The sequence below is a fragment of the Solibacillus sp. CAU 1738 genome, assembly GCF_039888725.1.
Lineage (GTDB): Bacteria > Bacillota > Bacilli > Bacillales_A > Planococcaceae > Metasolibacillus.
The window spans coordinates 1-12,242 of the sequence record NZ_JBDQQN010000010.1 but is presented as its reverse complement, the minus strand read 5'-3'; the positions used below and the strand labels follow the sequence as shown (position 1 = coordinate 12,242).

Annotated in this window: 8 protein-coding genes and 2 riboswitches; all 8 genes read left to right on the top strand. The window is 37.7% G+C overall.

From position 1 onward, the window contains the following. Nucleotides 1-44: 44 nt before the first annotated feature. The 8 genes from AAFN87_RS18855 (at nucleotide 45) to AAFN87_RS18820 (ending at nucleotide 11,600) form a co-directional block, all read left to right on the top strand. A complete protein-coding gene (locus tag AAFN87_RS18855) occupies nucleotides 45-1,514 on the top strand; it encodes a nicotinate phosphoribosyltransferase (RefSeq protein ID WP_347792610.1) in 1,470 nt (489 codons plus the stop codon). Between the two features lie 13 nt (nucleotides 1,515-1,527). Beyond that, nucleotides 1,528-2,352, top strand: a complete 825-nt coding sequence (nadE, locus tag AAFN87_RS18850) for an ammonia-dependent NAD(+) synthetase (RefSeq protein ID WP_347792609.1) — start codon at nucleotides 1,528-1,530, stop codon at nucleotides 2,350-2,352. Between the two features lie 242 nt (nucleotides 2,353-2,594). Beyond that, nucleotides 2,595-2,927, top strand: a complete 333-nt coding sequence (locus AAFN87_RS18845; RefSeq protein ID WP_347792608.1) for a hypothetical protein — start codon at nucleotides 2,595-2,597, stop codon at nucleotides 2,925-2,927. Between the two features lie 160 nt (nucleotides 2,928-3,087). Then, complete coding sequence (locus tag AAFN87_RS18840; RefSeq protein ID WP_347792607.1) at nucleotides 3,088-4,032, top strand: AAA family ATPase; 945 nt, start codon at nucleotides 3,088-3,090, stop codon at nucleotides 4,030-4,032. Next, nucleotides 4,029-5,216, top strand: coding sequence for a DUF58 domain-containing protein (locus AAFN87_RS18835; RefSeq protein WP_347792606.1), 1,188 nt, complete (start codon nucleotides 4,029-4,031; stop codon nucleotides 5,214-5,216). The genes AAFN87_RS18840 and AAFN87_RS18835 overlap by 4 nt, the downstream gene beginning before the upstream one ends. After that, nucleotides 5,213-7,375 carry a transglutaminase TgpA family protein gene (locus AAFN87_RS18830; protein WP_347792605.1) on the top strand — a complete coding sequence of 721 codons (2,163 nt, stop codon included), beginning with the start codon at nucleotides 5,213-5,215 and terminating at the stop codon, nucleotides 7,373-7,375. The genes AAFN87_RS18835 and AAFN87_RS18830 overlap by 4 nt, the downstream gene beginning before the upstream one ends. 31 nt (nucleotides 7,376-7,406) lie before the next feature. After that, nucleotides 7,407-7,508: riboswitch (purine riboswitch) on the top strand. A 109-nt stretch (nucleotides 7,509-7,617) separates the two neighbouring features. Then, nucleotides 7,618-9,168 carry a glutamine-hydrolyzing GMP synthase gene (gene guaA / locus AAFN87_RS18825; RefSeq protein WP_347792652.1) on the top strand — a complete coding sequence of 517 codons (1,551 nt, stop codon included), beginning with the start codon at nucleotides 7,618-7,620 and terminating at the stop codon, nucleotides 9,166-9,168. 879 nt (nucleotides 9,169-10,047) lie between these two features. Then, a riboswitch (purine riboswitch) is annotated at nucleotides 10,048-10,149 on the top strand. 137 nt (nucleotides 10,150-10,286) lie between these two features. Further along, nucleotides 10,287-11,600, top strand: a complete 1,314-nt coding sequence (locus AAFN87_RS18820; RefSeq protein ID WP_347792604.1) for an NCS2 family permease — start codon at nucleotides 10,287-10,289, stop codon at nucleotides 11,598-11,600. Nucleotides 11,601-12,242 lie beyond the last annotated feature (642 nt).

Here is a 12,242-nt window from a genome sequence, read left to right as displayed (position 1 = left end):
TGGTGTATACTATGATTAATATGTTTCGGAAGAAGGGACTTTTTATGAAATCGAAGTATGAAGATGATAGCTTAACGCTACACACCGACTTATATCAAATTAATATGGCAGAAAGCTACTGGGCTGATGGCGTTCATAATAGAAAGGCTGTATTTGAGTTATATTTTAGAAAGCTACCATTCGGGAATGGCTACGCCGTGTTTGCGGGATTAGAGCGTATACTGGATTATTTACAAAATTTCCGATTCACACAAACTGATATTGCGTATTTACATGAAGAGTTAGGTTATAGTGAAGACTTTTTAGATTATTTAAAAGAAGTCCGTTTTACAGGTACGGTTCATTCAATGGTTGAAGGTGAACTCGTTTTTAGTAATGAGCCGATTGTTCGCATCGAAGCACCTTTAGTAGAAGCACAACTAATTGAAACCGCATTGCTGAATATCGTCAATTTCCAAACGTTAATTGCAACTAAAGCGAGCCGTATCAAACAAGTAATTAAAGATGAAGTAGGCATGGAGTTTGGGACAAGAAGAGCCCAGGAAATGGATGCTGCCTTGTGGGGAGCAAGAGCAGCTGTCATTGGAGGATTTGAATCAACATCGAATGTTCGTGCAGGCAAAAAATTTGGTATTCAAGTATCAGGCACGCACGCACATGCTTTAGTACAAGCATATAAAAACGATTATGATGCGTTCCATGCGTATGCAAAACGACACCGTGATTGCGTATTTTTAGTGGATACGTATAATACTTTGAAATCAGGTGTACCAACTGCCATCAAAGTAGCGAAAGAGCTAGGCGATAAAATTAATTTCATCGGTATTCGTTTAGATAGTGGAGACATTGCGTTTTTATCAAAAGAAGCACGCCGCATGTTAGATGAAGCAGGCTTCCCAAATGCAAAAGTAATTGTTTCGAACGATTTAGATGAATACACAATTTTAAACTTAAAAGCGCAAGGTGCACGTGTTGATATGTGGGGAATTGGGACAAAACTAATTACAGCATATGACCAACCAGCATTAGGTGCAGTGTATAAAATGGTAGCCATTGAAAATGCAGAAGGGAAAATGGAAGATACGATTAAAATCTCTGCCAATGCTGAAAAAGTTACGACACCAGGACTGAAAAAGGTGTACCGTATTATCGACCGGACGACACGTAAATCAGAAGGCGATTATATAGTAATGGAAGATGAAAATCCGCAAGAAGAAGAGAAAATAAAAATGTTCCATCCTGTGCATACATTTGTATCAAAGTTCGTAACGAATTTTGAAGCGAAAAACTTGCATACTCAAGTTATTAAAAATGGTGAAATAATATATAAAAATCCACCGTTAGCAGACATGCGCAAATACGCTGCGGATAATTTAGAGCTGCTATGGGATGAATATAAACGCTCGCTAAACCCAGAAGAATATCCAGTTGATTTAAGTCAAAAGTGCTGGGACAATAAAATGCGCAATATTCAAGAAGTACGTGAAATGGTACAAAATCTCGAACGACGTTAAGGAGTGTGGAATCATGAGCTTGCAACAGCGCATTATTAAAGAGTTAAAGGTGCTACCAGTAATTAATGTCGAACAAGAAATTCGTAAATCAATCAACTTCCTAAAGGAATATGCAAAGAAATATACATTTGTAAAAGGCTTTGTATTAGGAATTAGTGGTGGGCAAGACTCGACGCTAGTAGGAAAGTTGGCACAAATGGCGGTCAATGAAATAAATACGGAGGCTGGCGAAGCAAAATATTCGTTTTGGGCTGTCCGTTTGCCATATGGAGTACAATTTGATGAGCAAGACTGCCAAGATGCCCTTGAATTTATTAAGCCGACACATGTTTATACTGTGAATATTAAAGAAGCCGTAGATGCAAGTGTCCGTGCGCTTGCTGCAGCTAATGTGGAGCTAAGTGATTTTGCAAAAGGCAATGAAAAAGCGCGTGAACGTATGAAAGTACAGTTTTCAATTGCGGCAATGAATGGCGGTGTCGTACTTGGAACAGATCATGCTGCAGAGGCGATAACGGGCTTCTATACGAAATTTGGTGATGGTGGCGCGGATTTAATGCCAATTTACCGTTTAAATAAACGTCAAGGAAAGCAGATTTTAGCGCATTTAAAATGTCCTGAACACTTATATATGAAAGTGCCGACTGCTGATTTAGAGGAAGATCGTCCATCTTTGCCAGATGAAACCGCACTTAATGTCACATATGAACAAATAGATGATTATTTAGAGGGTAAAGTGATCCCTGAAGCGGCGCAGCAAGTTTTAGAGGGGCATTACTTACGCTCACAACATAAACGTCATATGCCGATTACGATTTTTGATGATTTTTGGAAGTGATAAAATAACTATGAGTGCATTTTGTAGGGGTATCCAGAAAGTGAATCTTTCCGGCCCCCGTCTCTCCTTGATAATTATCCATTAAGAAATATTGCTCCTGTGGTGATCACATCCACCACCGCCTCGAGCAAAGGTTCCGACTGAAAAGGTATTTTGAGTCGGAACCTTTGCTTTATTTATTTGCGAAAATGTCGATATAATTACCTAAGGATGATTGGAATTTTAGAAAGGAGGTATGTGTGATGAGGACTTCTAGAGTAGGGGCAACGCAAAGTAGCATCTTTCGTAACTCGAAGCAATATTTACAAACGAATGAAATGTTTCATCGAATAATGGATGAAGGTGGCGGCCAACAGTTTCACCAAGCACCGCAACAGCCTTTTCAGCCAAAGAAAAAACAAGCTCAAAAGAAAAAGAGTATTGTGTTGAAAAATAGCCCTCATCTTATAGTGAAGGGCATGCAATATAACGCAAATTCAGCAGCTATTCGTAATAGTTTATTACAAACATCTAAAATCATTAGCTATGCTAGTAAAATAAAAAGCCGTCATCACACATACCGAACTTCGATATAATGTCGATGTCCCGAAAGTAGAAATTTGTATTTTCGGGGCATTTTTTATATTTGACGCTGCATCTATTTGTCTTTTATTTGAGTTCAGCACCTCTTTTAGATTATGCTTAATATAGTAAAAATTACAAAAATATGTCGAGTTGGCCGAGGAGGTTTTTTTGATGCATCAACAAATTGAAGCAATCATTGAAAATATAGAAAAAGTAATGATAGGGAAACGTGAAGTAGCTGAGCTGAGTGTTGTGGCACTACTTGCTGGAGGACATGTGCTACTTGAGGATGTTCCAGGTGTAGGGAAAACGATGATGGTGCGTTCGTTGGCGAAATCGGTAAGTGCTCGTTTTCGACGTATCCAATTTACCCCAGATTTATTACCTTCAGATGTTGTCGGGGTGTCCATTTATAACCCGAAAACACTTCAGTTTGAATTTAGACCTGGCCCGATTATAGGTAATATCGTATTAGCTGACGAAATTAATCGAACATCGCCGAAAACACAGTCTGCTTTATTAGAAGGGATGGAAGAGGCTTCTGTAACAATTGATGGGGAGACACTTGAAATTCCAAAGCCTTTCTTCGTTATGGCGACGCAAAATCCAATTGAATACGAAGGCACCTACCCACTACCTGAAGCCCAGCTGGATCGTTTTTTATTAAAAATTAGAATGGGTTACCCTTCGGCGGAAGATGAATTAGAAGTACTAAGACGTGCACAGCATAATAAGCCGATTGAACAAATTCAGGCTGTACTAACTTTAGATGAATTACTCGCACTACAACAGCAAGTGCAGGAAGTGTTCGTGGAGGATAATGTAAAAGGTTATATTGTTGAGCTAGCTCGTGCTACACGTATAGATTCGCAAGTGTATTTAGGGGTTAGTCCGCGAGCATCCATAGCATTAATGAAAGCTTCCCAAGCCTATGCGTTACTGCGAGGGCGTGATTTTGTAAAGCCTGATGATGTACAGTATTTAGCGCCTTTCGTATTCGGCCATCGTCTTATTTTACAGCCGGAAGCGCGTTATGATGGAGTGACGCCAGAAAGTATATTACGACGAATTATTGACCGTGAAACAGTGCCGGTAAAAAGGTATAGCGAGCAATGAAGAAAGTCCGCACCTTTTTAAAGGATAGCGGCCGTGTTTTAAGCGTTGTCGCACTGATTATTTTTACATTTTGTTTTGCGATGTTTCAAGGGGGATTTGTTAGTTGGTTCATCTTCTTTACGGTCATTCCATTTTTAATTTATTCCGTTCTTCTTAGTCTGGTCCCGTTGCGTTTTTCGCAAATCGAACGGGAAGTATTGCCAACCCATTTGAAACGTGGCGATGATTTACTAATTACTGTTCGTTTCCGCAATAAAACATTTTTTCCGCTTATTTTTATGACAGTGCGTGAAATCAGTCATTTTGAAAAACAAAGCGAGCATGGGAAATTATTTTTTGTCGGTATTAAACGAGAGTTTGAATGGACTTATGTAATAGAGGATTTGCAACGTGGAGAATATCAATTTAAAGGGCTAGAGTTTATAGTAACAGACTTTTTTGGTTGGACGATACGTCAAAAGCAGGTAAGAGCGCCACAAGTTTTTCTGGTTTATCCGAAAACAACGGATTTGGCTTTTTCATCGATGCATATGCAATATGATCAAGGTGCAGCTTTGTCGAAATATTCAATTGTGAAAGATACAACGATGGCAACAGGTGTACGCGACTACCAGCCCGGCGATCGGTTTTCGTGGATTCACTGGAAGTCCTTTGCGAAAAATTCGACGTTACGTACAAAGGAATTTGAAGATCGGCAATCACAGCAAATATTCGTTTGTTTACAGCAAAACTCCTCGAAACTTTTTGAAGAAGCAGTTGATTTGACAGCCTCTATTATGAAGATAATTGTCAAAAATCGTGTGGACGTATCGTTTGCGACAGCTGGTGAAAACCGATTAAATATGCCATTTGTAAGAACAGAAAGTCAGTTAGAGAAAGTAATGCAACATCTAGCAGTTGTTGAGGCGAATGGGGAAAATACGGCAGCGACTTTATTACGCGGCGATCAAAAGGAACTAAGTCGCTCTGTGCTTGTCATAGTTACGGGTGAATTAACGAAAGATTGCAAGGAAGTACTAATGGATAGTGCTAAATATACGCGTGCCGTTATTTGCTTTGTCGTTGTTACAAAAGAACAATTAAAAACAATTGATGCACCCCAGCGTACTATTGGACAAAGTCGAGTTGTCTATTTAACGGAAGATATGTTTAGTCAAGCGTTCACGGAGGTGAATAAACCGTGAAAAAAAATGGATTGTATTATATAGAATATAGTATTTATTACATTATATTGTTATTAATTTTACGAGAATGGCTATATCCAATTATGGAATTAACGGGGACAGGCTATTTTGAATATTTTTTAGGATTTGTAGTGATGTCGCTCATCATTTCTTTATTACAAATCAATATCATTATTTCATGGATATTGAAAATTAGTTATATCAATATTTTCATTGTCAATGTGTATAGTGATTACCCGATGATTTCGATGGAAGGTGCAAGATTTTTATTAACGGAATTATCATGGAATATAACTCAGATAGTAAATGGTAATTTTACAGCAGTATCTGATCCGTTTCGTACGATGTTATTTTTCGTTCTTATTTGGATGCTTATTTATTTAATTCATCATTGGATAACAGTACGCATGACAATCTACTATTTTTTAGTGTTAACGATTTTCTTTATTGCAACACTTGATACGTTTAGTGATTACGACGGTTCGGCAGCAATTGTAAAAGTAATGCTATTAGGTCTCATTATGACGGCGTTGTTATTTATGAAGCGTCTAATCATCTCTACAGGTGTGGAGCTAGAATGGCATAGATATATTTTATATGCGATGCCGATTATTTTATTAATCGGGCTATCAGGGATTGGGGCGGTATTATTACCAAAAGCAGCACCGCAATGGCCAGATCCGGTTCCGTATATAAAAAATATTGCGGGACAAGGAGGAAGTAGTGCAGTAAAAAAAGTAGGTTATGGTAATAATGATGAACAACTAGGTGGTTCATTTTCTGCGGATGATACAGTTGTATTTCGTGTGCATGCCCCTAAAAAACAATATTGGCGAGTGGAAACGAAGGATTATTATACGTCAAAGGGCTGGACATCTTCAGAAGGTGACTTCGGAGTATTGGACTTGTCTGTTAATACGCCAATCCCATTGACGATTCCTTTAGGAGAGAAACCTGCAACAGCAAAAATTTTTCCGTTAGTGAACCAAACTTTCGTTTTGCAAGCTTACGGGCTAGAGCGAGTTATGTTTGATCAAATTAACGGAGCAACACGTTTTAATGAACAAAGTGAAAAATTACTAACACTAGTTGATGGTAGTCCGGTTGTGTTAGAGCATTATGAACTTATTTATCGTGAGCCTTCCTATAGTTTTACAGCGCTAAAAGCAGTAGATGTAGCGAAAACGAAAGTAGATGCGCGTTTTTTACAACTCCCTGATACTTTGCCAGAAAGAGTAGGAGAGCTTGCTGAGCAAGTGACGGCTATTGCATCAACGTCATATGATAAGGCGCGTGCGATTGAACGTTATTTTCGACAGAATGGCTATGTGTATGAAACGAAAAATGTAGGAATTCCAACTGCTGAACAAGATTATGTCGATCAGTTTTTATTTGAAACAAAAATGGGTTATTGCGATAATTTCTCTACATCAATGGTTGTGATGTTGCGTTCTGTTGGTATTCCTGCGCGCTGGGTAAAAGGCTTTGCGGGAGGGAAACAAATTAGTCGAGATGATGATGGCTTACTCGTGTACGAAATTCAAAATAATGATGCCCATTCATGGGTTGAAGCGTATATTGATGGTGTCGGTTGGATGCAATTTGAACCGACGATTGGTTTCTCAAATCAAGTTTCGATTGAATATGATGCGCAAAGAGCAGAGCAGCAAAATGATGTGCCTCTTGAAGAACAGCAAAAATTGGAGGAACAGCAGCGTGAGGAACAAAAAGCTGCTAAGGCAAATGCCAAATCTGTAAGCATGTTTAATATACCTGAACTGCTAAAAAAATATAAAAACTGGCTAATAGCAATTGTAGTTATTGCTTGTTTCCTTGTATTAATAATGTTTAGAAGTCGCCGCAAATGGTTGCCGAAAATATATGTGCAACTAAATCGTCGGAAAAAACAAGATGCACATATATTCGAGCTTTCATATGCACAATTATTAAAGCAATTAGAACGTTACGGCTTAAAAAGAAGTAAAAACCAAACGTTACAAAGCTTTGCACGCGCGGTTGATGCACATTTCGACACAGATCATATGTCAAAATTAACGGAAGCATATGAACGTTCTATTTATGCCGAAAAAGCTGAGGAATTGGATTTCGATAAACTTAAAGAAAGTTGGGAATATTTAATCAATCGCACTACTAGTTGATTTTAGGCTTTACAAAGAGTAAAATTTAGAAAAAATAGACGAGGTATGCCTTCATATAAGTCCGATAATATGGTTCGGACGTTTCTACTAAGTTACCGTAAACAACTTATCTATGACGGCGGACGAGCTATGCGCGAATTAAGCATAACTATGTCCGTTTGAACAATGAACGCGTAGAAAAAAATTTTTCAACGCGTTTTTTCTTCAATACAGGTACCTTTAAATAATTAGAAGAGGTGGAAATATTGTCAACTCCTTTGTTATCACAAGAAAAAATCGTTGTTCTTGATTTTGGTAGTCAGTTCAACCAATTAATTACACGTCGTATTCGTGAATTCGGGGTATTCTCTGAATTACATCCACATACAATTACAGCCGAAGAAATTAAAGACATGAACGCAGCTGGTATCGTATTTTCAGGTGGCCCAAACTCTGTATACGATGACAACGCATTCAAAGTAGACCCAGCGATTTTTGAGTTAGGACTACCGATTTTAGGTATTTGCTATGGTATGCAATTAATGGCACATACACAAGGCGGTAAAGTAGAAAGCGCTGAAACACGTGAATACGGTAAAGCAGAAATTAACGTAACGACAAATAATAAATTATTTGGTGACCTGCCGACAGAACAAATCGTATGGATGAGCCATGGCGACCACGTAACAGAAGTACCAGCTGGCTTTGAAGTAATTGCAACAAGTGCTTCTTGTCCAATCGCTGCAATGGCTAATGCTGAGCGTAAATTCTACGCTGTACAATTCCACCCAGAAGTTCGTCACTCTGTATACGGTAATGACCTACTTCGCAACTTCGTATTCGATGTTTGTGAAGCTAAAGGTGACTGGTCAATGGCCAACTTTATCGAAATCGAAATTGCTAAAATCCGTGAGTTAGTTGGCGACAAGCAAGTTCTTTGCGCACTTTCTGGTGGTGTAGATTCATCAGTAGTAGCAGTTTTACTACACAAAGCAATTGGTGATCAATTAACATGTATGTTCGTGGATCACAACTTAAACCGTAAAGGTGAAGTTGAGCAAGTAATGAAAACTTTCACTGAAGGCTTTAACATGAAAGTTATCAAAATAGATGCACGCGAACGTTTCATGAACAAGTTAAAAGGTGTGTCTGACCCAGAGCAAAAACGTAAAATCATCGGTAATGAATTCATTTACGTATTTGATGAAGAGTCTGCGAAATTAAAGGACATGGACTTCTTAGCACAAGGTACGCTTTATACGGACATTATTGAGTCAGGTACTGCGACTGCACAAACAATTAAATCTCACCATAACGTAGGTGGATTACCAGAAGACATGAAGTTCAAATTAATCGAACCTCTTAACACATTATTTAAAGACGAAGTACGTGCTTTAGGTTTAGAGCTTGGTTTAGATGAAGCAATAGTATGGCGTCAACCATTCCCAGGTCCTGGTCTTGGAATTCGTGTACTTGGTGAAGTGACAGAAGAAAAATTAGAAATCGTACGTGAAGCAGATTACATTTTACGTGAAGAAATCAAAAATGCCGGTCTTGACCGCGACATTTGGCAATATTTTTGCGTACTACCAGACATCCGTTCTGTAGGTGTAATGGGCGACGGTCGTACTTATGACTACGCTATCGGTATCCGCGGCGTAACATCAATCGACGGCATGACGTCTGACTGGGCACGTATCCCTTACGATGTACTAGAAAAAATCTCAGTACGTATCGTTAACGAAGTGAACGGCGTAAACCGCGTACTGTATGACATCACTTCTAAGCCACCAGCAACGATTGAGTGGGAATAGTCATCAACCAAATTTCGAGGAGCTTTAGCACCGCACAAATTTTTCGCGATAGCGAAGTTGATGTTTGCGTCGAAAGCAAAGCGGCAGGCGCACTTAAATAACAACTAGAAAAGCTTGGAGAGCCTATGAATAATAGGTTTCTCCAAGCTTTTTATTTACTGCATTTAACAGAAGGTGTCTAAAACGAAAATCAACTCATTCCCTATCCAATTAACACCTCATTCTCTAATCTTTCTTTAACCTCGATATTAAATAGCCCAGGTGTCCAACTTGTAGAAGTAGATGTGACGAAAAGCATTGTACGTGTTTTATAGGATGCCGCTACTAATTCATTAAACGAAAATAGAGACTCGTTAATATAAAAAATGAACTAAAACGACATATACAGATGCATAGTTTAAAAGTGTAATAATAATTATTTGTGACTTCTAACAAGTAAATCACAAAAAACATAATGCAATTATTAAATTCGGAATTTTTTTGAGTAAAAAGCCGATTTGATGAATAATTCGGAATGGCACATATTTTAAAATATGTTGTATATGAATTTTGACAAAATGAGTTTTTGACGATTTATTATTTTCTATTCCACTCGCAAATGTGTAATTTTTTTATCACAAAATGGGATGCCTTAGCGAGGCGGTGAAATAGGAAGATGAAGAGGGTCTGATTATAAAGACATCTAATAAAATTTAATTTGTTAGAGAAAAACAATTAAAACTAAGTAGTTTAATTATTCGGAGGTAAAGCTACGTAAGATAGCAAATATAGCTAGCGGTAGTCCGAAATACCGTGGTTATTCCGAACTTTATTTGTATTTTATTAAAAAATGTTCGTAAATATGGTTGAAATCTAAAAAGTGAGATGATATAGTACATGGTGTAAATTAAATAATGTCGTCGTATAATGTCGGGAATATGGCCCGTGAGTTTCTACCAAATCACCGTAAATGATTTGACTACGATTAAGATATAGAATTTCCTTTTCGATATAGAGGAATAAAATCTAGCTCGACTTAATTCGTAGACATGCGGCTTTTTAAAAGTTTCGCGTGTCTTTTTGTTTTTTACATCGAAAACTCAGATGTTGGAGACGACAACACGGAGGAAAATTTCAAAATGAAAAAATATTTCCAATTTGAAGAACTCGGAACAAATTACCGCCGAGAGTTTCTTGGTGGATTAACAACTTTCTTATCGATGGCTTATATTCTAGCGGTGAATCCTATTATGCTTTCTGCGGCAGGGATGGACTACGATGCTGTATTTGTAGCAACGGCGTTAGCGGCAGCAGTTGGTAGTTTATTTATGGGGCTGATTGCTAAGTACCCAATCGCTTTAGCACCAGGTATGGGATTAAATGCATTCTTCGCATTCTCGGTAGTAATCGGTATGGGGATGTCTTGGGAGACGGCGTTAACGGGTGTGTTATTCTCTGGGCTTATTTTTATTATCCTATCTTTATCAGGTATTCGTGAAACAATTATTAATGCGATTCCAGCACAACTTAAATATGCAGTAGGAGCTGGTATTGGGCTATTCATTACATTTGTAGGGTTCCAAAATGCAAAAATAATCGTAAATGATGATGCTACATTAGTAAAACTTGGTGACGTAACATCAGGTGAAGCATTACTTGCTGTGTTCGGTGTAGTCCTAACGGCAATCTTAATGGCGAAAAAAGTGAACGGTGGCATTTTCTACGGTATGATTACAACAGCTGTTGTAGGTATGATATTCGGTTTAGTAAATACACCTGAAGCGATTATTGCTTCTGTTCCAAGTGTTGAGCCAACATTTGGCGCAGCATTTGAAGCTTTTAAATCATTTGAAGTATTTAAAGAGACAGTGATCAACCCAGATTTCCTAATCATTGTACTAACTTTCTTATTCGTTGATTTCTTCGATACAGCAGGTACATTAATGGCAGTAGCTGGTCAAGCTGGCTTAGTTAAAGATAATAAGCTACCTCGCGCTGGTAAAGCATTACTGGCAGACTCATTAGCAACTGTAACAGGTGCTATTTTTGGTACATCAACTACAACTTCTTACATTGAGTCTACTGCAGGGGTTGCAGCTGGTGCACGTACTGGTTTCGCATCGGTTGTAACTGGTGTGTTATTCTTATTAGCTTTATTTTTCTCACCTATACTCTCGGTAGTGACAGGTGCAGTAACAGCACCGGCACTAATTATTGTAGGTGCATTAATGGTATCTTCACTTAAATTAATAGATTGGGATAAAATTGAAATCGCGATCCCTGCGTTCCTTGTTATTCTTTGTATGCCACTTGGTTACTCAATTGCAACTGGTATCGCAATTGGTTTCTTATTCTATCCAATCACAATGATCGTTGCAGGAAGAAGCAAAGAAGTACATCCGATTATGTACGGAATGTTCGTAATCTTCCTTTGTTACTTTATTTTCTTATAGTCATAACTTCATGCCATTCTCGAGTTTTCGAGAATGGTATTTTTGTTTTATTAAGAGGGAAATAAGGAGAAAGAATATTCTCCATTTAATATAAGTAAACATAGAAAATGAGTTTTGAAATACAATTTTTTTATTTATTAGAATCGCATTATCCAAAATAAATAAATGACATATGATTTCTAATGGTATGGCGATATCCATTTATATAGTATGACAAGGAAAAGAACTTTACGATTTTTGTGTAGCTATTTAATAGGTAGATATTCAATATTAATTCTTTTGAATTTAACCGAATTATTTTTCTTTTTATAAAGTGTTGCATTACGGCAATACAGGTGGTATATTTAAACACGTTGCTGCTGAACAACAGCAAACAACGAAAAACAATTAACAAAAAGTGTTGACAACGAAATGACAACATGATAAAGTTATAAAGTCGTCACTAACGAAGAAGACGACATAATGAACCTTGAAAACTGAACAAGCAAAACGCTAATCAATAAAGTTTCGTTTAATTACGAAACAAAAATTTTGGACATCAAAATTGATGCCAGCAAATGTTTTTATGTATCGAAAGCGGAAGCGACAGATACAAAAATTTGAGCTAATCAAATTTTCTCTTTTATGGAGAGTTTGATCCTG

What these genes read in the sequence shown, in the direction of transcription:
- AAFN87_RS18855 (WP_347792610.1), top strand. Translation starts at nt 45, where the DNA reads ATGAAATCGAAGTATGAAGATGATAGCTTAACGCTACACACCGACTTA.
- nadE (WP_347792609.1), top strand. Translation starts at nt 1,528, where the DNA reads ATGAGCTTGCAACAGCGCATTATTAAAGAGTTAAAGGTGCTACCAGTA.
- AAFN87_RS18845 (WP_347792608.1), top strand. Translation starts at nt 2,595, where the DNA reads ATGAGGACTTCTAGAGTAGGGGCAACGCAAAGTAGCATCTTTCGTAAC.
- AAFN87_RS18840 (WP_347792607.1), top strand. Translation starts at nt 3,088, where the DNA reads ATGCATCAACAAATTGAAGCAATCATTGAAAATATAGAAAAAGTAATG.
- AAFN87_RS18835 (WP_347792606.1), top strand. Translation starts at nt 4,029, where the DNA reads ATGAAGAAAGTCCGCACCTTTTTAAAGGATAGCGGCCGTGTTTTAAGC.
- AAFN87_RS18820 (WP_347792604.1), top strand. Translation starts at nt 10,287, where the DNA reads ATGAAAAAATATTTCCAATTTGAAGAACTCGGAACAAATTACCGCCGA.